At 70.8% G+C, this 23,691-nt stretch carries 19 protein-coding genes; 10 read left to right on the top strand and 9 right to left on the bottom strand.

Annotation, left to right across the window (positions count from 1 at the left end):
* The first annotated feature begins 25 nt into the window (after window positions 1-25).
* The 3 genes from G528_RS0106270 (at window position 26) to G528_RS0106260 (ending at window position 4,224) form a co-directional block, all read left to right on the top strand.
* Window positions 26-766, top strand: a complete 741-nt coding sequence (locus G528_RS0106270; protein ID WP_026918229.1) for a class I SAM-dependent methyltransferase — start codon at window positions 26-28, stop codon at window positions 764-766.
* A 279-nt stretch (window positions 767-1,045) separates the two neighbouring features.
* Window positions 1,046-2,497: an aldehyde dehydrogenase family protein gene (locus G528_RS0106265; protein WP_026918228.1), complete on the top strand. Its 1,452-nt coding sequence runs from the start codon at window positions 1,046-1,048 to the stop codon at window positions 2,495-2,497.
* A 116-nt stretch (window positions 2,498-2,613) separates the two neighbouring features.
* Window positions 2,614-4,224: a sigma-54-dependent Fis family transcriptional regulator gene (locus tag G528_RS0106260; RefSeq protein WP_026918227.1), complete on the top strand. Its 1,611-nt coding sequence runs from the start codon at window positions 2,614-2,616 to the stop codon at window positions 4,222-4,224.
* On the opposite strand, the gene G528_RS0106255 is transcribed toward G528_RS0106260, so the two are convergent.
* Window positions 4,203-4,508: an EthD family reductase gene (locus G528_RS0106255; protein WP_026918226.1), complete on the bottom strand. Its 306-nt coding sequence runs from the start codon at window positions 4,506-4,508 to the stop codon at window positions 4,203-4,205. The two genes, G528_RS0106260 and G528_RS0106255, sit on opposite strands and share 22 nt — an antisense overlap.
* Window positions 4,509-4,707: 199 nt before the next feature.
* On the opposite strand from G528_RS0106255, the gene G528_RS0106250 reads away from it, so the two are divergent.
* Entirely contained in the window at window positions 4,708-6,333 is a 1,626-nt protein-coding gene (locus tag G528_RS0106250; RefSeq protein ID WP_026918225.1) for a fatty acyl-CoA synthetase, read from the top strand.
* Between the two features lie 18 nt (window positions 6,334-6,351).
* Here the strand turns inward: G528_RS0106250 and G528_RS0106245 are convergent, their stop codons facing one another.
* The 7 genes from G528_RS0106245 to G528_RS0106215 form a co-directional block, all read right to left on the bottom strand.
* Window positions 6,352-6,843, bottom strand: a complete 492-nt coding sequence (locus tag G528_RS0106245) for a hypothetical protein (RefSeq protein WP_026918224.1) — start codon at window positions 6,841-6,843, stop codon at window positions 6,352-6,354.
* A 30-nt stretch (window positions 6,844-6,873) separates the two neighbouring features.
* Window positions 6,874-9,441, bottom strand: a complete 2,568-nt coding sequence (locus G528_RS0106240; RefSeq protein WP_026918223.1) for an ABC transporter permease — start codon at window positions 9,439-9,441, stop codon at window positions 6,874-6,876.
* Between the two features lie 4 nt (window positions 9,442-9,445).
* Window positions 9,446-10,237 (bottom strand): ABC transporter ATP-binding protein, encoded by a 792-nt coding sequence (locus G528_RS0106235; protein WP_051198373.1) that lies wholly within the window; start codon window positions 10,235-10,237, stop codon window positions 9,446-9,448.
* Window positions 10,238-10,373: 136 nt separating this feature from the next.
* Window positions 10,374-12,197 (bottom strand): phosphoenolpyruvate carboxykinase (GTP), encoded by a 1,824-nt coding sequence (locus G528_RS0106230; protein WP_026918221.1) that lies wholly within the window; start codon window positions 12,195-12,197, stop codon window positions 10,374-10,376.
* Window positions 12,198-12,313: 116 nt separating this feature from the next.
* Complete coding sequence (locus tag G528_RS0106225; protein WP_026918220.1) at window positions 12,314-12,697, bottom strand: hypothetical protein; 384 nt, start codon at window positions 12,695-12,697, stop codon at window positions 12,314-12,316.
* Between the two features lie 49 nt (window positions 12,698-12,746).
* On the bottom strand, window positions 12,747-13,883 hold the full coding sequence (locus tag G528_RS0106220) for a hypothetical protein (protein ID WP_026918219.1): 1,137 nt from the start codon (window positions 13,881-13,883) through the stop codon (window positions 12,747-12,749).
* Window positions 13,880-14,635, bottom strand: coding sequence for a hypothetical protein (locus tag G528_RS0106215; RefSeq protein WP_156890362.1), 756 nt, complete (start codon window positions 14,633-14,635; stop codon window positions 13,880-13,882). The genes G528_RS0106220 and G528_RS0106215 overlap by 4 nt, the downstream gene beginning before the upstream one ends.
* Window positions 14,636-14,749: 114 nt before the next feature.
* Here G528_RS0106215 and trmB point away from each other — a divergent pair, with 114 nt between their 5' ends.
* From trmB to G528_RS0106190, 5 genes are all read left to right on the top strand, one after another.
* Window positions 14,750-15,631: a tRNA (guanosine(46)-N7)-methyltransferase TrmB gene (gene trmB, locus G528_RS16605; RefSeq protein ID WP_425402216.1), complete on the top strand. Its 882-nt coding sequence runs from the start codon at window positions 14,750-14,752 to the stop codon at window positions 15,629-15,631.
* Entirely contained in the window at window positions 15,628-16,281 is a 654-nt protein-coding gene (locus G528_RS0106205) for an NYN domain-containing protein (protein WP_026918217.1), read from the top strand. The genes trmB and G528_RS0106205 overlap by 4 nt, the downstream gene beginning before the upstream one ends.
* A 96-nt stretch (window positions 16,282-16,377) precedes the next feature.
* Entirely contained in the window at window positions 16,378-19,563 is a 3,186-nt protein-coding gene (locus tag G528_RS0106200; RefSeq protein WP_026918216.1) for an MMPL family transporter, read from the top strand.
* A 34-nt stretch (window positions 19,564-19,597) separates the two neighbouring features.
* Window positions 19,598-20,728, top strand: a complete 1,131-nt coding sequence (locus G528_RS16600) for a lysylphosphatidylglycerol synthase transmembrane domain-containing protein (protein WP_051198368.1) — start codon at window positions 19,598-19,600, stop codon at window positions 20,726-20,728.
* A 14-nt stretch (window positions 20,729-20,742) separates the two neighbouring features.
* On the top strand, window positions 20,743-21,159 hold the full coding sequence (locus tag G528_RS0106190) for a DUF3054 domain-containing protein (protein ID WP_026918215.1): 417 nt from the start codon (window positions 20,743-20,745) through the stop codon (window positions 21,157-21,159).
* A gap of 13 nt (window positions 21,160-21,172) precedes the next feature.
* Here G528_RS0106190 and G528_RS0106185 read toward each other — a convergent pair whose 3' ends face one another.
* Window positions 21,173-22,810, bottom strand: coding sequence for an NTF2-like N-terminal transpeptidase domain-containing protein (locus tag G528_RS0106185; RefSeq protein ID WP_026918214.1), 1,638 nt, complete (start codon window positions 22,808-22,810; stop codon window positions 21,173-21,175).
* A 129-nt stretch (window positions 22,811-22,939) separates the two neighbouring features.
* Here G528_RS0106185 and G528_RS0106180 point away from each other — a divergent pair, with 129 nt between their 5' ends.
* On the top strand, window positions 22,940-23,671 hold the full coding sequence (locus tag G528_RS0106180; protein ID WP_026918213.1) for a pirin family protein: 732 nt from the start codon (window positions 22,940-22,942) through the stop codon (window positions 23,669-23,671).
* Window positions 23,672-23,691: the final 20 nt, after the last annotated feature.

The following is a 23,691-nucleotide window of genomic DNA, read 5'->3' as shown; positions in this document are numbered from 1 at the left end:
ACCCAGGGTATGCGACCCTGACACCATGCTCCCGTTCGCCCGCCGGGCCACCGCGGCCCGATCGGTTCGACTGTTGCGGGCGTTCGGTCACGAGCAGTCCGAGCCCGCCGTCTTCTACTCGGCCCTCGCCGATGACACCGCCGCGATGGTCGCCGGCGTGGTCCCGGAATCGTTACGCGGTGCGGCGGTTCTCGATGTCGGCGGCGGCCCCGGATTCTTCGCCGACGCGTTCACCGCTCGCGGCGCGGACTATCTCGCGGTGGAGCCGGATGCCGGGGAGATGTCGGCCGCCGGAATCGACCACCGCACCACCGTTCGCGCGCGCGGGCAGCGACTGCCGTTTCGGAGCGGGAGCGTGGACGTCTGCTTCTCCTCCAATGTCGCCGAGCACACTCCGGACCCGTGGGCGATGGCCGACGAGATGGTGCGGGTCACCCGGTCGGGCGGGACCGTAATCCTCAGCTACACGCTGTGGTGGGGCCCGTTCGGCGGACACGAGATGGGGCTGACGCACTATGCCGGCGGGCACCGTGCCGCCCGCTGGTACACGCGGCGTCACGGGCGACTGCCGAAGAACCTGTACGGCGTCTCGTTGTTCCCGATCACCGCCGCAGCGGGGCTGCGTTGGGCGCACAGCACCTCCGCCGCCGATCTCGTCGCCGCCTTTCCGCGTTATCTCCCCCGCTGGGCGTGGCCGGTCGTCCACGTTCCCGGCGTCCGCGAGGTCGCCGCGACCAACCTGGTCCTCGTTCTCCGCGTCCGCTGAGGATCCGGATGCCGGGGATCGTCGGCGACGGCGACCCGCCTGAAGGACGAGCCTGCGAACCGCGAGATCAGGTCCGCGACGTGCTGAATCACATGTGTGTAATTCATCCACACTGTGGACAAGCCCTGTGGACAACTCGCGCGGTCGTCCACTTTCGGCACAGTCGCGGGCGGCGGGCGCCAGCAGAATCGGCACTGAGCGCATCGACCGGGGACTGCCTGGCCGTCGCTTCCGGACCGTCGGACGGCGGCCGGACGATCTCCGAGGAAGCGTGACGCCATGACCGAGTCCACCATCGGAACCGACCACACCGACCTGTTCATCGGCGGCACCTGGACGCCGTCGCGCGGCGGCGAGACCCGAACCGTCGTCGACCCGTCCACCGAACGCCCACTGGGCACCGTCGTCCTGGCCTCCACCGACGACGTCGACGCCGCCGTCGCAGCGGCCCGCGCCGCATTCGACGACCCCGCCGGGTGGTCCTCGTGGACCGGCGAGGCCCGCGCCGACGCACTCGACCGATTCGCCGACGCCCTCACCGCCCGCAGCGACCAGATCGCGGCCGCGGTGACCTCGCAGAACGGCATGCCGATCGGTTTGGCGACCGCACTCGAAGGTGCCTTCGCGCCCCTGCTGTTGCGGTACTACGCCGACCTCGCCCGCAGCTCGCATCCCCAGATCGTCGACGGCATGCTCGGCGGCCGCGTCGAGATCCGGCACGTCCCCTACGGCGTCGTCGGCGCCATCGCACCGTGGAACTATCCGCAGACGCTCGCAGCCATGAAATACGCACCCGCCCTGGCCGCCGGCTGCACGGTGGTCCTCAAAGCGCCCGTCGAATCGCCCCTCGACGCCCGCCTCGTCGCCGACGCCGCCATCGAGGCGGGACTGCCCGCCGGAGTGCTGAACATCCTCCCCGGCGACGTCGACGCCGGCCGCGCCCTCGTCGCACACCCCCGCGTCGCCAAAGTCGCGTTCACCGGATCCACCGCCGCCGGCCGCGACGTCGCCCGCGTCTGCGGCGACCTCCTGCGACCCGTCACCCTTGAACTGGGCGGAAAGTCCGCCGGCATCGTCCTCGACGACGCCGACCTCGCGTCCTCGGTGGAAGACCTGTTCGGCGCCGTCTTCATCAACAACGGCCAGACCTGCTTCCGCACCGCCCGAATCCTCGCCCCACAGCGTCGCTACGACGAAGTCGTCGCACTGCTCGCCGACCTCTCGTCCGGCGCCGCCGTCGGCGACCCCCGCGACGCCGCCACGGCGATCGGCCCACTCGTCCACGCCCGCGCCCGCGCCCGCGACCGCGTGATGGGATACATCGACCAGGGACGGGCCACCAGCAGGCTCGTCACCGGCGGCGGCACCCCCGACGGCCCCGGATTCTTCGTGCAGCCGACCGTCTTCGCCGACGTCGACAACGATTCGCCGATCGGCCAGGAGGAGATCTTCGGGCCCGTCGTCACCGTCGCCCCCTACCGCGACGAAGACGACGCCGTCGCCATCGCCAACGACTCCGTCTACGGACTCGGCGGCACCGTCTGGTCCCGCGACGCCGAGCACGCCGCCCGGGTGGCGCGGCGCCTGCAGACCGGCACCGTCGGCATCAACGGTTACACCCCCGACCCGGCGGGCCCCTTCGGCGGCTTCAAGAACAGCGGCATCGGCCGAGAATTCGCCACCAGCGGGTTCGAGAACTACCGGCAGCCGCAAACCATCTACCTCGGTTGATCACGAGATCGGTCTGTCAACGGTGTAGCGAAAGTGAACACCGCGAACAGGCGTGAGGTGTCACACTGATAGGACCAGTTCGCGGGTTCGGTCCGCGCCCCGGGGAGGTGTATCCGATGTCCGTTCAGGCCTCCGCCGCGATCGGATCGTCATGGCGCCGATCGGCGCTCAGCGGCGTCGACCCGGCCCGCTGCCTCGACGGCGACGACACCATCGTCGAGGTCAACACCGGCAGTCGCCTCCTCGCCGCCGCAGGGCCCGTCCTCGACCGGGTCGCCGATGCCCTCGCCGGCACCGACTTCGCCGTCCTGCTCGCCGACAGCAGCGCCCACGTCGTCGACATCCGCGCCGGCGAAGCCAGCGTCCGCGACCACGTGGACCGGTCCGGCGTCGTCACCGGACGGTGGCTCGCCGAAGAGGCCGCGGGCACCAACGCCGTCGGCACCGCCCTGGAGGTCGGCGGCGGCGTCAGCGTCCGCGGCACCGAGCACTTCGCCGAGGCCCTGCGCGGCTTCTCCTGCTACCGCCACCCCATCCGGCACCCGGTGACCCGCCGGACCGTCGGAGTCCTCGACATCTCCTGCGGACTCGAAGCCGAGAACCGCCTCCTGCCGCCGTTCCTCGTCTCCGTGGTCCGCGGCATCGAGGACCGCCTGCTGCGCAGCGCCTCAGCGCCCCAACGAGAACTGATCGACGCCTTCGACCGCGCGGTCGCACTCTTCCGCGGCTCCGCCGTCGCGGCCATCGACTCCGAGATCGACCTGGAGAACGTGCACGCCGGACGGCTCCTCGACCCCGCCGACCGAGTGACCCTGAGCGTGCTCATCCGCGAAGCACCCCTCGCCGGGACGAGCGAACACGATCTCACCCTCGTCTCGGGGCGCGCGGTCCGCGCGGCCGTCACCCGGTACGGCGACGGCGGACTGATCGTCCTGACCCCGACACCCGAACCTCGGAGCGCACCCGAGGTCGCGGCACCCGTCTCCGCAGCCCCGCCCGGCGGCCTCACCGTGGTCTCCGGTGAGGCGGGGACCGGTCGGACCACCGCGGCCGCCACCACGCTCGACGGCTTCGAGGCGGCCTGGATGGACGGGGCCGACACCGTGGTCTGCGACCACCGGGAGTGGCTCCGCGACGTCGCCGCCACCATCGATCGGGCCGCGGTCGTGGAGAACGTGCACCTGCTGCCCGCCCCCGTCGCGCACGGTCTGGCCGACCTGCTCACGGCCCGCCCCCTGCCGGCGCCGGTCGTCCTCACGTGCCTGCCCGAAGCCGATCTGACCGGCGAACACACGCGGTTGATCGCTCTCGCCGATCACCACGTCGACCTGCCCCCGCTGCGCCACCGGCGCGGCGACATCCCCGCACTCGTCGCCGCCCGCCTCACCCGCAACCGGCCCGACGACACGGTGCGGCTGACACCGGACGCCATCGCCGCACTGACCGAATACGGGTGGCCCGGCAACGTCGCCGAACTCGTCCGGGTCGTCGATGCGCTGACGTCCCGGCGCAGCGCCGGCGACATCACCGCCGCCGACCTCCCCGCCCACATCCGTTCGGGGGCGATCCGCTCCTCACTGACCCCGCTGGAACAGGCCGAACGCACCGCGATCGCTGAAGCCCTCCGTGTCACCGACGGGAACAAGAGCGCGGCGGCGGCGCGGCTGGGAGTCAGCCGCACCACCCTCTACCGCGCCATCCGCCGCTACCGGCTGAACACGTCGTAGTGGACGATCGTGGCGCCACCGGTCGCATAGTTCGCGATGTCGGCGGCCGCCGCCTGCCCCTCCGGGGACGCCATCCCCGCACCGAACGCCTCCGCCGAGGCGAAGTCGGCCGAGAAGATCGCCCAGAACGGCGACGAACCCTCGGCCGCCTCGACGCCGAACGCGAAGGTCAATCCGCTCGCGCCCGGGATGGCCGCCGCCAACGGCAGGTGCGTGCTCCGGTAGTACTCCTCGAACTGCCGGTGATCAGTCGGTTCGCCGTACAGGACGTTCACACGATGCATGGGGTTCTCCTTCGAGCGGCCGCGGCGTCTCGAGCACACGGCACGGAATCGGACGACTCCATCGTCGTCCGCGCCACCGGCGACAGCTGATCAGAAAGTGGACACCTGCCGCACCACCCGTGGGAGACACTGGGTCACAGGTCACCGAAGCACAGTTCCGGATCCCCTCCGCGGATCCCCGTCAGAAGGTGAGAACGCCATGACCGTCGACACCGCTCTTCCCGAGATCACCCGCGCACGTCGTCACAGTCTCGGCGACCTGCTGCATCGCACGGCCCGTCGCGTGCCCGACAAACTCGGCGTCGTGACCGCCGAGCGTGAGTTCACCTTCGCCGAATTCGACGTCGCGGTGAACCGCATGGCGCATGCGCTCGCCGACCGCGGGCTGGTCAAGGGCGACCGGCTGGCCCTGCTGTCCCGGAACTGCTGGGAGTTCGGCGCCCTGGTCTTCGCCGCGGCACGGCTCGGCGTGATCCTGGTGCCCATCAACTTCGCCCTGCAGCCGCGCGAAGTCGCCTTCATCCTCGCCGACTCCGGGGCATCCGGGCTCATCGCCGGCGGCGACCTCCTCGACGTCGCCGCGGCGGCCGCCGACATCGCCGCCGAGTCCGGCGATGCCGCCCCCGCCGCGAGCATCCGGGTCCGGGCCGTCATCGGGGAGCCGGCGACACGATCGGCGGCAGCCGGATGGGAGTCCGCGTCACGATGGGCCGACGACGGTCCCGACCGGGCGCCCGACGTCGACGTCCTCGACGACGACCCGATCCGGTTGATGTACACCTCCGGCACCGAGTCGTCGCCGAAGGGCGTCATCTCCACCAGCCGCTCCCTCATCGCCCAGTACGTCAGCTGCATCGTCGACGGCGGCGCCACCGCAGACGACATCGAGATCCACTCGCTGCCGATGTACCACTGCGCCCAACTCGACTGCTTCTTCTGCGTCGACGTGTACCTCGGCGCCACCAGCGTCATCCTCCCGACCCCCGACCCCGACGCCGTCTTGGCCGCGATCGAACGGCACGGAGCCACCAAGTACTTCGCACCCCCGACCGTCTGGATCGGGCTCCTGCGCTCCGAGAAGTTCGCGTCGACCGACCTGTCGACGCTCGCCAAGGGCTACTACGGCGCCTCCCCGATGCCCGCCGAAGTCCTCCGCGAACTCCTCGACCGACTCCCCGACGTCCGGCTGTGGAACTTCTACGGGCAGACCGAGCTGTCGCCGATGGTCACCATCCTGCTGCCGCACGAACAGCTCGCCCACGCGGGCAGTGCCGGACGCGCCGCCCTCAACGCCGAGACCATCATCGTCGACGACGACGGGAACGCCGTCCCGCCCGGCGAGGTCGGCGAGATCGTCCACCGCAGTCCGCACATCTGCGCCGGCTACCACCACCGCCCCGACAAGACCGCGGAGGCGTTCGCCGGCGGCTGGTTCCACTCCGGCGACCTCGGTGTCATGGACGCCGACGGATACCTGTCGGTGGTGGACCGCAAGAAGGACATGATCTGCACCGGCGGCGAGAACGTCGCCAGCCGGGAGGTCGAGGAGGCGATCTACGAGATCCCGGGCGTCGCCGAAGTGGCCGTCTTCGCCGTCCCGCATCCGCGGTGGGTGGAGGCCGTCACCGCCGCCGTCGTCCCCCGCGCCGGCGTCGACATCGACGAACAGCAGATCCTCGACCACCTCCGCGACCGACTGGCCGGATTCAAACGCCCCAAGTACGTGGTCGTCGTCGACGAGCTGCCGAAGAACCCCAGCGGCAAGATCGTCAAACGGACGCTGCGCGAACGCTACGACGATCTCGCCCGGACCGCCACCGGGTAGCGACCGGCGCGAACCGATTCACCGCGGGAGACGGCCCGAGCAGTGCAGCGGTCCGCCGCGGCTCGTGCTCGACGCGATGAGGTCCTCACCGTGGAGGATCGTGCAGGTCACCGTTCCACGGGTGACGATCGCATCCATCGTCGCCTTCCGCCCCTTGACGGTGGTGGCCTGCGACCACGGCGCACCGGCCGCCACCACCACCTTGGTCCCGCTCCCCGTCGCGAACGTCAGCGTGATGACGTCGCCGCTGCCGGTGAGCTGGTAGGTGACCGAACCCGGTGGGGCCGTCGGCCGCGTGCGCGACGGCACCGCGGTCGACGACGACGTCGACGACGAACTGGTCGGTGACGAACTGCTCGCCACGCTGCTCGAAGCGGGTCCCGCCTGCTCGTCGGGTTCTGACACGCGGTCGAAGACGATCTTGCCGACCAGGGCCACGACGATCACGGCGAGGACCACCACGATCGACAGCAGGACGGTCCGGCCGCGACCCGGTGACGCATTGCTCATGCCTCACGGTATCGCGGCGCGGCCCCTCGGTCATTCGGCGGTGATCGCCTCCAACGGCCGCGTGCGGGCCGCCGTGACCGCCGGCCACAGGGCGGCCACCACTCCGACGACCGCCGACCCGACCAGGGTGGCGCCGATCAGCGGCCACGGAATCACCACCCCGTCGATGCCCCAATGCGCCAGGGTGCGGACCAGCGGGACGCCGATCGCCAACCCCAGCACGGTGCCGAGCAGCGCACCGAAGACCGCGATGTACGTCGACTCGAGGTACACCGTCCGGCGGACCTGGGCCCGGCTCATCCCGACTGCTCTGAGCATGCCGATCTCCTGGCGCCGCTCCACCACCGACAGGGCGAGGGTGTTGATGATGCCGAGCACGGCGATCACCAGCGACAGCGCCAGCAGGGCGCCCAGCGTCGCCATCATCTGATCGATCTGCGACGAGATCGAGTTCTTGAACTGGTTGCGATCCTGAACCTGAGCGGTCAGGTACGGCGCCGTCGCATCGGTCAGTCGCCCTCGGAGCTCGTCGAGCGACGTCCCGGCGGCGGCCTTCACCAGGATCGGTCCGACGATCCGCTGCGCGGCCACCGGGACCAGCTCGTCGTAGGCGTCGGCGCCGACCATCACCGGGACCACCAGCTGGTTGGGCGCGAAGACGCCGGTGACCCGCACCGTCACGTCCTGCCCGGTGGTCCCCTCGAGGTCGACCGAATCGCCCAGCGTCCACCCCTTGTCGCGGGCGACGTCGTCCGCGACCAGCAGGTCGTGGCCGGACAGGTCGGCGGTTCCCGCTTCCATGTCGAGCGCCACCACGTCGTCGATCGATCCGCCCATCGGCGACGAGACGAACGTCGTCGAACCGTCCACGCCGGCGCGGCTGTACGCCTGGGCGACCACCGCGGACGTTCCCGGCACCGTGCGGACGGCGTCGGCGACCGCCGGGGAGAGCGGCATGTTGTTGGTGCCGGTCACCACGAAGTCGGCCTGCAGTCCCTTGTCGACCGCCGCGTTGACGGTGCCCTTGAACGACCAGCCCAACGTGCCGATCACCACGACCAGCATCAGACCGAGGGTCAACGCGAACGCGGTCGCCGCGCTGCGGCGCGGATTGCGGACCGCGTTGGTGCGGGCCAGGCGGCCGACCGTGCCGAACGGCCGCTGGAACACCGCACCCAGTCCGCCGACGACCGGCCGCGCCACCGCGGGCGCCCCGACCACCACGGCGATCACCGCCAGCAGGGCACCGAGGCCCACCGTCACGGCCGGGCCCACGCCCTCACCGAGTCCGCCGACGACGAGCGCGGCCACCGCGAGAACCCCGATCACGGCTCCCACCAGCGTCCGGCCGCGCAGCGACCCCGCTCCCGGTTCCACACTGCTCTGGCGCATCGCCTCGACGGGCGGGATCCGCGATGCGCGGCGCGCCGGGATCCAGGCGCTCAGCAGGGTGACGACCACGCCGACGAGCAGTGCCGACACCACGGCCGCGACACCCACCTGAACACCGTTCGACGGCAGGCCCTGCGATTCGGTGAAGGCGAGCATCGCCGCGGCGATCCCGATGCCCAGACCGAGTCCGATCACCCCGCCGACCACGCCGACGATCAGCGCCTCGCGCATCACCGACCGCGAGATGTCCGAGCGTCCCGCGCCGATGGCGCGCAGCAACGCCAGTTCGCGATTCCGCTGGGCCACGATCATCGAGAACGTGTTGTAGATGATGAACGTGCCCACCAGCAGCCCGATCGCCGCGAAGGCGAGCAGGATCGCCTGGAAGATCGTCAGGAACTCGCCGATGGCCTCCTTCTGATCGGCACGCACCTCATCGCCGGTGCGCACCGAGTAGGCCGTCGGCGCCGATGCGTCGCGGGTGGTGAGGAACGACGCCACGGCGTCCCGGAGCTCGTCGTCCGAGACCCCCGGTGCGGCCGCCAGATTCACCGTCGAGACGTATTCGCCGTCGGAGAACAGTCGGGCCGCCGTCTGCTCGTCGAAGGTCACGCCGACGAACCCGCCCGTCGACGTCGGCATGTCGGTGATCCCGACGACCGTCACCGTCATCGGCGGCTCCGTTCCGGCCCCCACGACGACCTTGGTCGTCGACCCCACACGCAGGTCGGCCTTCTCGGCCGCATCGGCGTTGAGGGCGATCTCACCTGATCGCTGCGGGGCGCGGCCCTCCTCGATCGTCATCTGCTCGCCGACGGCGCGGTCGGGCGGCAGGTATGCCATCCCGATGCTCGGTGCGCCGCCGGTCTGGATGGCGCGCCCCGACGAGTCGGCGACGGTCACCGACCCCGAGTAGTCCTTGGCGAGGCGAGCGATCCCCAGGTCGCCGGCGTGGGCGTCGAGATCGTCGGCGAGGGCGGTCGGGACTCCCGCGGAATCGTCCTTGGCCCCGCTGACCTGGACCGAGACGCCCTTCGCCGCATTGTCGAAGATGCCGTTGAAGGCCTCGGAGACCGTGGAGGTGAAGACCACCGCCGCGGCGACGAAGCTGGTGCCGAGCACCACCGAGAAGACGGTGAGGATCAACCTCACCTTGTGTTGCACGAGGCTCCGGGTGGAGACCTTGCGCATGACGGATGCGGCCATGACGTCAGCCCACCTCGCCGTCGCCGGACTCCGCCGCGGGCGCCTCGTCGTCGAGATTCCGCATCACCTCGAACACGTCGTCGGCCGACGGCCGGGAGAGCTCGCGGACGATCTGCCCGTCGGCCAGGAACACCACGCGATCGGCGTAGGCCGCCGCCCGCGGATCGTGCGTCACGATCACCACCGTCTGACCGAACTCGTCGGTAGCCGCCCGCAGGATCGACAGGACCTCGCCCGACGACCGCGAGTCGAGGTTGCCGGTCGGCTCGTCGCCGAAGATGATGTCGGGCCGCCCCACCAGAGCGCGCGCGCAGGCCACCCGCTGCTGCTGGCCTCCGGACAGCTCCGACGGCCGATGCGAGAGTCGGTCGCGCAAACCGAGCCGGTCGACGACCGTGTCGAACCACTCCCGATCCACCCGACGGCCGGCGATGCCCTGCGGGAGGGTGATGTTCTCCTCCGCGGTCAACGTCGGCACCAGGTTGAACGCCTGGAAGACGAAGCCGATGCGGTCGCGCCGGAGCCGTGTCATCTCCTTGTCGGACAGGCCGACCACCCCGACGTCGCCGATCCAGACGGACCCGTCGGTGACGGCGTCCAGCCCCGCCAGGCAGTGCATCAGCGTCGACTTCCCGGAACCCGACGGCCCCATGATGGCGGTGAACTCACCGGCTCGGAACCCGATCGACACCCCGCGAAGGGCGTGGACCGCGGTGTCTCCGCTGCCGTAGGTCTTCACCACCGAGTCTGCGCGCGCTGCGATCGTGTCCGCGTCGGTCGATTCCCTTGGAGTCATGTGAACAAAAATCTCACGTCTGGCCGCGCCGCGCATCAGGAACATCCCTGAAGACGTCCCCGAGGGGAGCCGCCGGACGCCCGAGGGCCGCACCGGATCGAACCCGGTGCGGCCCTCGGAAACCCTCGTGTCCCAGTCAGCCCAGACGGCTGCGCAGCGTCTCGAGCTGGTCGCTGAGCTCACGCGGCAGCTTGTCGCCCACGAACTCGAACCACTCCTCGATCGTCGGGATCTCCTCACGCCACTCGTCGGCGTTCACCGCGAGCGACTCGGCGAGATCCTCCTGCGCCACGTCCAGACCGGTCAGGTCGAGCTCGGACGGTGCGGCGACGGTGCCGATCGGCGTCTCCACGCCGTCGACGCGCCCCTCGATGCGGTCGACCATCCACTTCAGGACGCGGCTGTTCTCGCCGAAGCCCGGCCACAGGAAGCGGCCGTCCTCGCCGCGGCGGAACCAGTTGACGTAGAACACGGCGGGCAGCTGGGCGCCCTCGCGGCGGCCGATGTTCAGCCAGTGCTCGAAGTAGTCGCCCACGTGGTAGCCCATGAACGGCAGCATCGCCATCGGGTCGCGGCGGACGGTGCCGACCTTGCCCTCGGCGGCGGCGGTCTGCTCGGAGCCGACGGTGGCACCCATGAAGACGGCGTGCTCCCAGTCCCGCGCCTGCGTGACCAGCGGGACCGTCGACTTGCGACGGCCGCCGAACAGGATCGCCGAGATCGGGACGCCCTGCGGGTCGTCCCACTCGGGGGCCAGCGTCGGGCACTGCGACATCGGGGTGCAGTACCGCGAGTTCGGATGGGCCGCCTTGGTCTCCGAGTCGGGACCCCAGTCCTCGCCGTGCCAGTCGATGAGGTGGGCCGGCGTATCGCCGCCGATGCCCTCCCACCAGACGTCGTCGTCGTCGGTGCGCGCGACGTTGGTGTAGATCGTGTTGCCCGCCTCGATGGTCTTCATCGCGGTCGGATTCGAGTCGTAGCTCGTGCCCGGCGCCACACCGAAGAAGCCGAACTCGGGGTTCACGGCGTACAGGCGTCCGTCGTCGCCGAAACGCATCCACGCGATGTCGTCGCCGACGGTCTCGGCGCGCCAGCCGTCCAGCGTGGGATGGATCATCGCGAGGTTGGTCTTACCGCACGCCGAGGGGAACGCCGCGGCCACGTAGTAGACCTTGTCCTCCGGGCTGATCAGCTTGAGGATCAGCATGTGCTCGGCGAGCCAGCCCTCATCGTGCGCCATCGCCGAGGCGATCCGCAGCGCGTAGCACTTCTTGCCGAGCAGCGCGTTGCCGCCGTAGCCCGACCCGTACGACCAGATCACGCGGTCCTCGGGGAAGTGGACGATGTACTTCTCGGTGTTGCACGGCCACGGGACGTCCTCCTCGCCCTCGGCGAGCGGCGCGCCCACCGAGTGCAGGCCCTTGACGAAGAACCCGTCGTCGCCCAGCGCCTCGAGGACCTTGGGGCCCACGCGGGTCATGACGCGCATCGACAGCACCACGTACGGGGAGTCGGTGAGTTCGATGCCGAGCTTCGGATCGTCCGAGCCCAGCGGCCCCATGCAGAACGGGATGACGTACATGGTCCGTCCGCGCATGCTGCCGCGGTACAGGTCGGTCATCGTGGAGCGCATCTCGTCGGGATCGACCCAGTTGTTGGTGGGGCCGGCCGCATCCGCGGTCTTGCTGCAGATGAAGGTGCGCGACTCGACGCGAGCCACGTCGGCGGGATCGGAGAGGGCCAGGAACGAGTTCGGCTTGCGCTCCTCGTTCAGCTTGACCACGGTGCCTGCGTCGACCAGCTCAGCGGTGAGACGGTCCCACTCGTCGTCACTGCCGTCCGACCAGACCACGCGGTCGGGCTGCGTGAGCTCGGCAACCTCGGCCACCCAGGCGATGAGCCCGGCGTGGTTCGTGGGGGCGTTCCCGGGTTCGAGGCCCGGAACGGTCGCAGCGGTCATGCGGATCTCCTCGTCGAAATTCACGGTGCCTGCGCGCAACAGCTGTGCGGACGCATTCCCGGCCTAGGATACGCCCGTTTCTCCCGGCCCGGGCCGGTGGGCGGACCGAGCGGCCGTCAGTCGATACGGCCGAGAGTCGTCGGGCTCCACTCGCCGACCGTACCGTCGAGCGAGCGTTCGGTCACCCCGTCCGGTCCGTCGACGGAGGTCACCCGGTCGACCCGTCCGTCGCCGTCGGCATCGGAGACGATCGCCGGGACACCGCGGAGTCCGCTGGTCAACGATTCGGGGACGCCGTCGCCGTCGGCGTCGATGTCCGCGGGACCCAGGTCCCACACCGTGCCGTCGGCATACCACCAGAGGTTGTCGTGGGCCGAGACACCGTCGGCCGATTCGGTGTCGCCGAACACATCGGGAGCCTCCGGAGAACCCGCCTCCGCAGGGGTCCAGATGAGATCAGCTTCACGTTCCGCATCGGACTCGCCGAACAGCTCGTCCATCGTTCACCGGCACCTTCCCGAACACCCCAGCGGACACACCCCTCATCTATTAGACGCGCGCGGACCGCGTTCGGTTCCATATCTCTCGGCCGATGCTCGCCTCCGCCGCCCCGACGGCCGCGACGAGCCGGTGCTCCATGTCGCCGCGACGCCGGGCGACGGTCTCACCGACCCAGCGGACGACCGCCGCGCGGCGCGCCGCATCCCGCCGGACGGCCACGATCCACGCCGCGAGCAGCACCCCGGCGGCGAGCGCGAGAGCCGTCCCGAGGGCACCGAGTCCGGCCCAGTCGAGGGCCGGGGCGATCACCATCCGGCCGACCCCGAAACCCATCGAGGCGCCGACGATCAACAGCATCGCCCCCTCGGCCCGTCCGCGCACCTGCTCGGGCGGCGGGCACGGCGGCCCGGCGTCCCGACCGATCTCCACGGGTCGCGGCGGCCCCGGCGACGACAGGCCCGCCAGGGCCGAGGCCTGGATCCGGTCGACCCGACGCCGCACCGCCTCGATGAGCCCCCGCTCCACCGCATCGAGCGCGGGCGGCAGCCAGTCGAGCGCACCGGGTCCCGTCGCCGTGGCCGTCGCCGCCGTCTCGCGCAGCGCTTCACGCAACGCCGCGACCGCCTCGCCGCGGACCTCGACGATCCCCGCACGCACCGCGGTGAGGCGTTCGGCACGCGTCGGCAACACCGCTGCCGTGTCGACCGACCGGCGCGCGACGGGCGGCGACACCGCCTCCTCGGGGGCGGGTCGGGAGAGTGCCGGCGGATCGTCGGTGCACCAGCGCACCACGTCTCGGACCCCCGACCGGTCACCCGCGTCCGGTGCGACGGCGAACAACGGCACGCGGCGATCCGGGTCGAGCGCGGTACGCGACCGCGCGATCACCGCCGGCCACCCCGGATGCCGATCCACGTGGACGGCCACCATCGCCACGGCCGCTCCCGCGCGGGCGGCGGCGGCCAGCACCGCCCGCTCCTCGTCGGCCGCCGGAGCCGTGGCGTCGAGGGCGAGCAGGACCGTCCGGGCGCCACCGACCACCACCGGCTCGTCGTACCGCACCGCGATGTGGGTCACCCCGTCCACGCCGTGCTCCGCGAGCTCCGCCGCCAGCCCCGCGGGGTCGGCGCCGGCGGTCCCCGCCACCACGACGGTCGCCGACGCCGTGGTCGCCGACGCCGTCACCGGGCACCCGTTCCGACCGCACCGGCGAGCCACCGCTCGGCGTCCTCCCGGCGGTGACCGCGCGCCGCCGACAGCCGAACCTCGGCGAGAGCGAGCACGCGACGCCGTTCGACGATCGCCGGAACCGCGGCGCGCACCGCGGGAATCAGCGCATCGATCCCACTGATGCCCCGGAGGTGCGCCGACAGGCCGGCGGCGTCGAGCTCTGGCGAGTCGACCAGCGCACGCATCGCCGCGACCAGTCCGGTGCGGCCCACGGACGACAGGACGTCGGCGCGCATCCGCTGGTCGGCCGGGTCGGTCGCGCCGTCGGGGAACATCGCGGCGATCACGGGGACACCGAAGCCGCGCCCCGCATCGCGTCCCCGGTCCGCCCACCGTCGGAGGGCGGCGGCCTGTGCGTCGTCGAGGTCGACCCCGGCGAGCAGGCCCGACACCGGTGTCACCGGCAGACCGAGGCGGTCGGCGGCCGCTCGGGCGAGCCGGTCGGCCGTCGGTCGCGCATCGGCCTTACCGGCGATCACGACGACCGGCGGCCCGCCGCGTCGCCGACAGCGGTCGAGGAGCACCCGGTCCGGGCCCCGTTCCTGGGCGCCGATCACGCGTACGAGGAGATCGGCGTCGGCATCCGCATCGTCGGGGCGGGCCGTGGCCGCCACCCCGAACCGGCGGTGCAGCGCTCGCACCATCGTCGCGACGCCGACACCGGCCGTTCCCGACACGGCGACGCGCAGAGTCCCGTCAGCATCCACCCCGTCCACCTCCCCCAAGGCGTCCTCGATACGCCGACGCTACTCCCCGGATCGGACATTTGGTGCCGTATTCGGGGTGTCCGGTGTGAGTGAGCAGCGGTGATGAGACACCATGTGTATGTGAGCATCGATCCAACCCCGAGTTCGTCCGATCCGGACTCGTCCACGCGGGAGCCGGCCGGACAGGGCGCGTCGAGCGACACCGATCGCTCCCGCCTGTACCCGCGCGTGACCAGCTTCCGGTTCCGCCGGGGCACCCTGACGCCGGGGCAGCGCCGCAACTGGGAGAACCTGTGGCCGACGCTCGGACGCGATCTGCGCACCGGCCCCGACCGCGACGCCGAGCCCCCGCTGCGGGCGCAGGAGTGGTTCGGCCGCACCGCGCCCCTCATCGTGGAGGTCGGCAGCGGCACCGGGATCTCCACCGCGGCGATGGCCGACGCCGAGCCCGACGTCGACGTGGTGGCCGTGGAGGTCTACCAGCCCGGTCTCGCCCAGCTCATCGGCCTCGTCGACCGCGGTGGGCTCACGAACGTGCGGATGATCCGCGGCGACGCGACCGTCGTGCTCACCGAGCTGATCGCACCCGACTCGCTGACCGGCGTTCGCGTGTTCTTCCCCGACCCCTGGCCGAAGGCGCGGCATCACAAGCGGCGATTCCTGCAAGCCGGGACCATCGAATTGATCGCCGACCGCTTGGCGCCCGGCGGCATTCTGCACATCGCGACCGACCACGCGGACTACGCTGCGTGGATCGCCGAGTTGCTGGCCACCCAGCCTCGGGACCGTCCGCACGTGGTCCCGCTGACCTTCGATTCGCCGATCCTCCTCGACCGCCCGACCACGAAGTTCGAGGGTCGCGCCCACGAGGAGGGACGCGGGGTCAACGAGTTCGTCTATGTGAAACCGGCCCCGGCTGCGAGACCGGCCCCGGCTGCGACGGCGCCGCCGCGGATGAGCGCGGCGTCGGACACGACGAGCGAGGAGAAGGCATGACCCCGGAGTTCGCCGACACGATCGCCGGCACCACGTCCCACCGTCGCGTCCTGCTCGTGTGGGACGCCCCGAACATGGACATGGGGCTCGGCGGCATCCTCGGCGGCCGTCCGACCGCGGCCCACCGGCCCCGGTTCGACGCCCTCGGTCGGTGGCTCCTCAAACAGTCCGCCGCACTGGGCGCCCGGTTCCACGCCGAGGTGGAGCCCGAGGCGACGGTCTTCACCAACATCGTCCCCGGCAGCGCGGAGGTGGTGCGTCCGTGGGTGGAGGCGCTCCGCAACGTCGGCTACGCCGTGTTCGCCAAACCCAAACTCACCGACGACAGCGATGTGGACGCCGACATGCTCGACCACATCCAGGTGCGTCGACACTCGCCCGGGCTCGCCGGAGTGATCGTCGCCTCAGCCGACGGGCAGGCGTTCCGGGAGCCGCTTCTCGAGATCGCCGCGGAGGGCGTCCCGGTGACGGTCATCGGCTTCCGCGAGCACGCGAGTTGGGCGCTGACCTGCGATGAGATCGAGTTCATCGACCTCGAGGACATCCCCGGCGTATTCCGCGAACCGCTCCCGCGGATCAGCCTCGACGCACTGCCCGACGAGGGCGCCTGGCTCACCCCGTTCCGCCCGCTCTCGGCGCTGCTCAGCTAGCGGCCCCGCCCAACCTGAATCCGTGCGGCTCGATTTCTCAGTAATGATTGAGAGAATCACCCGATCGGACATCGGCAAGTAAGAAAGGACACCGGCGTGTTCGGATCCATCGGCTCATTCGTCCACCGGATGCGCTACACCGTCATCGCCGTGCTCGTCGCGCTCATGGGCGGCCTGGGACTGTACGGCCTGAGCCTGGGCGATCACCTGTCCCAGAGCGGATGGTTCGCCCCGGGCTCCGAATCGGTGGAGGGATCGGTGCTGGCCGACTCCGCACTCGGCCGCGACCACAAGTCCGACGTCATCCTGCTGATCACGCCGCCGGCGGGCACCACGGTCGACGATCCGGCGTTCGGCGCCAAGATCGAGACGATCCTCGACGATCTCACCGAGCAGCACCCCGATGTCGTCAGCCGTGAGAGCGGCGACGGCCACGCCGGCATGATCGATCCGTTCGAACCGGCGGCAGGCGGCGCCAGCGACATCGCCGCCGAGACCAAGCAGAAACGCATGTGGACGCCGGACCGCAAACATGCGTTCGTGTCGATCGGCGTCGCCGGCGACGACGACACCAGCATCGTCAAGAACTACCAGAAGATCCAGCCGTTCTTCGACGATCTCGCCGAACGCTACGACCTCCCGGGAACCCGGTTCCAGCTGGCGGGTCTGCAGCCGATCGCGACGGCGATGAGCGCTGGGATGGACGCCGACATCGCGCGCGCCGAACTCATCGCGCTGCCCGTCGTCGCGGTGATGCTGTTCTTCGTCTTCGGCGGCGTGATCGCCGCGGTGCTCCCGGTGTTCATCGGCGGTCTGACGATCGCCGGCTCGCTCGGCATCATGACGCTCCTGGCGCGCGTCACCGAACTCAACATCTTCGCCCAGTCGGTCGTCACGCTGATCGGACTGGGCATCGCGATCGACTACGGCCTGTTCATCGTCAGCAGATTCCGCGAGGAGTTGGCCGACGGCTACACCGTCGAGGCCGCGGTCCGAAGAACCGTGATGACCGCCGGTCAGACGGTGGCGTTCTCCGCGACGATCATCATCGCCGCGCTGGCCTGTCTGCTGATGTTCCCGCAGGCGTTCCTCAAATCCGTGGCGTACGGCGCCCTCGCGTCGGTGTCGCTGGCCGCGATCCTGTCGGTGACGGTGCTGCCCGCGGTCCTGTCGATCCTCGGCCACCGCGTCGACGCCCTGGGACTGCCGTTCCTGCGTCGCACCAAGACGCGCGAAGAGGTCGAGGCCGGATTCTGGGGCAAGCTGGCCGGCTGGGTGATGAAGCACCCGATGAAGACGGCCGTGCCGACGACCCTGATCCTGCTGGCGCTCATCATCCCGTTCAAGGACATCACCTTCGGCGGGATGAGCGAATCGTATCTGCCGCCCGACCAGCCCAATCGCGTGGCGCAGGAGGACTTCGACAAGTACTTCCCCAGCGAGCGGACCGAAGAGATCAAGCTCATCGTCAAGGTCCCGCCGACCATCGACGACGCCGCGGGCGCCGTCGACGCCATCAAGAACGACGCCAACAAGATCCCGGGCTTCACCCGCCAGTTCTCGCCGGACGCCGACCAGAACGGCCTGTGGGGATCGTCGGGTGACGACGCCGTCGTCCAGATGTCGGCGGGACTGCTCGATCGGGACACCGCGGCCGAGGCGATCTCCAAACTCCGCGAGATCGACCCGCGCGGCACCACGGTCTACGTCGCGGGCACCCCGGCGCTCACCCAGGACTCGGTGGACGCCCTCATGACCCGACTGCCGTTCATGGCGGTGCTGCTCGTCTTGGTGACCGGCCTGCTGATGTTCCTCGCGTTCGGCTCGATCATCCTGCCGATCAAGGCGGCGTTGATGACGGCGCTCGGACTCGGCTCCACGCTCGGCATCCTCACGTGGATCTTCATCGACGGACACGGGTCGTCGCTGGCGAACTTCACGCCCGGCGCCCTCTTCGCACCCGTGCTCGTGCTGATCATCGCGATCATCTACGGGTTGTCGAACGACTACGAGATATTCCTGATGTCCCGCATGGTCGAGGCCCGACAACAGGGGGCCTCGACCACCGAGGCCATCCGCGTCGGCACCGCCCAGACCGGTCGCATCATCACCGCGGCCGCCGCCATCCTGGTGGTGGTGACCGGAGCGTTCGCGCTCTCGGACATCGTGATGATGAAGTACATCGCGTTCGGCATGATCGCCGCCCTGATCCTCGACGCCACGGTGATCCGCATGCTGCTGGTGCCGTCGATCATGAAGATGCTCGGCGACGACTGCTGGTGGTCGCCGCGGTGGATGCAGTGGCTTCAGCAGCGGATCGGTCTCGGCGAGACGATTCTCGAGGAGGAGCCCGAGCACAAGCGGCCCGACTACCAGCCGGCACACGTCGGCGGGACGTCGGGCGGTGTGGTGGCCGCCGCCGAGGCGCCCACCACGGCGTTCCGCGCCCCCGACCGGTCCGCCGATCGCGGCGACCGCCCGGTCGCCGGACGGGCCGAACCCACCGGCCGCTGGCGGTCGCTGCCGTCCACACCGGCGGGCGGCGCACCGGAGAGCGACCCGGGCACCGGCCGCGGACGGCCCGACCGCGGCGGATCGTCACGACGCCCGTCGGCGGCGGAGGATCCCGCGGCCGAGGATCTGGCGGCCGAGGGCACCCTCGACGAGTTGATCGACGAGCCCCGCACTCCGCGCCGCCCCGACGCCGCGCGCTCACGGCGCGGCGACTCGGGACCCGACACCGGTTCCTGGCGACTCGGCCAGGGCGGGGTGCGGCAGGTCGGCGCCGACCAGCGGGCCCGTCCCGCGCGGCCGACCACACCGCCGCCGATGAGCGGCCCCCAGCGGGTGTCTCGCGGCCCGGTCACACCGACGACCACCGGTTCGCTGCCCGTACTCGGCCGTCCGGGCGACGTGCCCGCCGACCGCAGGCCGATCGGTCAGCCGGAACCCCCGCGGCGGGTCCCGCCGCGCGCGGTGGTCCCCCCGTCAAGACCGCAGGGCCCGGCGGGTCCGCAGGGCTCGGCGCGCCCGCAACCGGCACCGCGTCCGGCACCGCAGCCCGGACCCGCTCGTCCGGAAGCACCCCGCCCCCAGGCACCCCGTCCGGAAGCACCCCGTCCGGAGGCACCCCGTCCGGAGGCACCCCGTCCGACGCACGAGGAGCAGTCCGAACCGGCGCCCTCGCGGGAGCTGCGCCCCGACCGCGGCGAGTCCGGCAATCAGATCAGCGTGCAGGACCTGCTGCGGCGGAGCCGGGCGAACCGCCCCGACGACGAATAGGACGGGAGACACCCCGCCCGTTAGGCTGTACGCCATGCCCACCGACGACGTCGACCCCGTCGCCGAGGACGCACAGTCTTCGTCGCGGTCGTGGCGGCGCTGGCTCCGGTGGCTACTGGTGGCCGTGGTCGTCGCCATCCTCGTCACCGAAGCCGTGATCATCTGGCCCAAACTGTCGCTGGCCTGGCAGCGGATCGGCGATCTCCGGTGGGAATGGGTGATCGCCTCGATCGGTGCCGCGATGTTGTCGATGGACAGCTACGCACAGGTGCAGCGCGTCCTCATGCGGTCGGCCGGCGTGCGGGTGCGGCAACGCGAATCGCTCGCCGTGATCCTCGCGTCCAACGCCGTCTCGCAGACGATGCCCGGTGGGCAGGTGCTGGCGCCCGCGTTCGTCTACCGCGAGACCCGCAAGTGGGGCGCCAGCCCGGTGGTCGCGTCGTGGCAGCTGGTGATGTCCGGGCTGCTGGCCGGTGCGGGCCTCGCATTGCTCGGACTCGGCGGCGCACTCCTCGCGGGCGCCAAGACCAGCCCGTTCTCGGTGATCTTCTCGGTCTCGGCGTTCGTCCTGTTCCTGGTGATCATGCAGTATCTGGCCGGGCATCCGCAGGTCCTGGAGTCCATCGCGGCCCGGATACTCGGTTGGTTCAACCAGCTCCGTGAGAAACCCGCCGATTTCGGCACCGACAAGCTCCACCAGATCATCCACCAGCTGCAGGCCGTGAAGCTCGATCGGCGCCACGGAGCGCAGGCGTTCGGGTGGAGCCTGTTCAACTGGGTCGCCGACGTCGCCTGTCTGGCCGCCGTCTGCTACGCCGTCGACGCCCACCCGTCGATCGCGGGCCTCATGGTGGCGTACGCGGCGGGCAAGGCCGTCGGCACCGCGGTGCCCCTGCTCCCGGCGGGCATCGGAGTGGTCGACGGCGTGCTGTTCGCCGCCCTCGTCTCGGCCGGCGTCCCCTCGGCCGACGCCTTCACCGCCGTCCTGCTGTACCGCATCGTCAGCTACATCCTCATCTCGCTGGTCGGCTGGGTCATCATCGCCATCCGATACCGGGGCGCATTCGCCGGCGGCCGCAGCCTCGACGACGAGATCGCCGAGGACACCACCGAGAAGAACCCGGTCATCCGCCCGGACGAGCCGGGAGACGCGCCGCGCGAGTAGCTACCGTGGACGTCATGACCGCACCCGCACCGGCGTCGCCCGCGACCCGCCGCTACGTTCTTCCCGCGCTCGCCGACGTGATCGCCATCGGCGTCTTCGTCGCCGTCGGCCGCACCACCCATGACGAGGGCAATGCGGTCGTCGGCTTCCTCACCACCGCGTGGCCGTTCCTCGTCGGCGGCGGCGTCGGTTGGCTCGCGGTGTTCGCCGTCGGGCGCGGACGCCGGTTCGTCCCCGCCGCGCCGGTGCCGGCCGGCGTGGTGATCTGGCCGGCGACCGTGATCGTCGGGATGCTCCTGCGGACGGCGTCCGGTCAGGGCACCGCGGCGGCGTTCGTCATCGTCGCCGCCGTCGCGACGGGGCTGCTCCTCGTCGGCTGGCGCATCGCGGCCCACCTCATCGCAACCCACCTCATCGGCGGCCGCCGGTAGGACGAGCGGGGCGCTACTTGATCGTGAAGTACTTCTGCGCCACCTGGAGTGCCGCGGTACCGGACTTCTCGCCCTCGCAATAGATCACGATCACCCTGCCGCCCTGCGAGCCGATGAACCATCCCGGTCCCTGCGGGCCGTCGGTGCCAACGAGCGCACGCAGCCCAGGGGCCTTCGTCAGGTCGCTGGCATCACCCTTCGCGGCGGTGCGCGCCATCTCGGCGCGGACGCGACGCACCACGTCGTCGTCGATGGTGCCGAGGTCGCCGCCGCCGCGCACCTTGGTCTCGGCGCCCTTGATGACGTACGGCGGGGCCGCCCGGTCGGTGCCCGACGCGGAGCGGTCGAGGGCGACGCCGAGGGCGGCCATGTTGAGGATCGACGCGGTGGGGTTCTCGGGCCGGTACGAGGCGGCCGAGACGTTCGGCTTCCCGACCCTCTTGGGCAGGCTCACGCCCGCCGTGACGAAGTCGACCCCGAGGCCGAGTGACCGCAGCGCGCCGCGGGACGCCTTCTCATCACCCCGCGTCACCCCGTCGATCGCGTCGTAGAGGGGATCGAGGGTGTCCCCGACCGGGTGCGCGCCCACCGCATCGATGGAGCGTTTCGCGGCGGCATCGTTCTGCGCCATCGCGAGGATGCCCCCGGTCTTCGGATCGAGGGTCATCATGGTCGCCGGTTGGGCCACCTCGACGACGGCGTCGCCGAGGGTGAGCTGCTGACTCTGGCTGATGGTCGTCATGACGTCCGGGCCCGGGCCGCCCTGGTGGCCGGCGAGCTTGCGCGGCGGCGACCCGGGGACGACGAGCTGCACCTGCCAGCCCGCGGTGGCGTCGCGGATCGCGTTCCAGTAGTTGGTGATTCCCGTCGCCAGCGGCGTCGACAGCCTGCGGTCGCTCATCACCAGCTTGCCGGTCTTGTTGACGGTCACCCCGGCGATGCGGGCGGGATCGGAGGCCAGGACCTTCATGTCGGGGTCGCGGAGGGTGACGGCGACGATCTCGTCGCCGGGCGATTCGGCCATCTTCTTCCCGATGGTCTTCGCGGTGACCAGGGGGGCGATCGGTTTGATGGCTCGCGCGAGCGCGGTCACCGACTTGTCGACGTTCCGCGTGGCCTTCGGGTTGAAGACGATCTCGTTGACCGGCTCCATCTGCATGAACGGCTTCTTGTTCGCCGACCGCACGGTGGGCGCGGGGGTGGCGTCGGTGCGGACCTCCTGGAGGCGGCTGTCGGCCGTCATCCCGGCCATCAGCAGTCCCGGGTCCCACTGAACCTTCCATCCGGACGAGAGGCGGCGCGCCGAGCCCGAGGTGGTGGTCTCGAAACTCCGGTCGTCGGACCACCGCCACGTGGTCGACAGGGTGAAGGATGCGCTGCCGTCGCTGTACTCGACGAGCTTGCCCGCGTCGCTCGAGACCTCGCGGGCGTGCATCGACGCGAAGGTGGCGCCGAGCGTCTCGGCCGCCTGACTCGGCGACGTCGTCATCTCCGCGGCGCCCTGCGTGTCCTGCCGCGCCATCGCATCGGCGAACTCGTTCACCGCCCGCGCGGCATCCGTCTCCTGCTCCGACGAGCATGACGCGACCCCGAGCGTCATCGCCGTCGCGGCGATCAGTGCGACCGCCGATCGTCCTCCCCGGAAAGCCATAGCCTCAATTATCACTTCTTTCACACACGTTTCATCCATCTCGGCCCGGTGTCCCGCGTCGAAGTGGTCACAATCTCACAACGCCCCGCACCTCGATCTTCTTCCCGTGAGCCGAGGATAATGGGCCGCATGACCCTCACCGTCGTTCGTTCAGCCGATCGCCGCCGGACCGTTACCGACTGGCTCGACTCGGCGCACTGCTTCTCGTTCGGCGACCACTACGACCCCGCGAACACCCACCACGGCGTCCTGCTCGCCCACAACGAGGACACCGTCGCCCACGGCCGCGGATTCGACACCCACCCGCACCGCGACACCGAGATCATCACCTGGGTCCTGTCCGGCTCCCTGGTGCACCAGGACTCCGAGGGCAACGCCGGCGTCATCTACCCCGGACTGGCCCAACGGACCAGCGCAGGCAGCGGCATCCTGCACTCCGAGCGCAACGATCACCTCGAGACGCGGGGCGAACCGGTCCGCCTCATCCAGATGTGGGTGATGCCCGACGACTACGGCACCGACCCCGACTACGCCCAGCACGACATCACCGACGAGCTGACCCCCGGTCGCCTCGTCACCCTCGCGTCGGGATCGCCGCACCACGACTCCGCGATCCGCATCGCCAACGCCGACGCCACCCTGTCGGTGGCCCGACTCGCCCCCGACCAGCAGGTCACCGTGCCGACGGCACGCTTCACCCACCTGTTCGTCGCGCGCGGCGCCGTCGACGTCGACGGCGAACGGCTCACCGTCGGCGACACCGTCCGCGCCGAGGGCATCGGCGGCACCGTCGTCCGCGCCGCCGGCGACAGCGAGATCCTCCTCTGGTCCATGGACGCCCGCCTCGGCGAAAACCTCTGAACAAACGCGGTCGACGCGGC

The sequence above is a fragment of the Gordonia shandongensis DSM 45094 genome, assembly GCF_000423025.1.
GTDB classification, from domain to species: Bacteria; Actinomycetota; Actinomycetes; order Mycobacteriales; family Mycobacteriaceae; genus Gordonia; species Gordonia shandongensis.
Note: the sequence above shows the minus strand (reverse complement) of the source record. Positions and strands in the feature narration are given on the sequence as shown.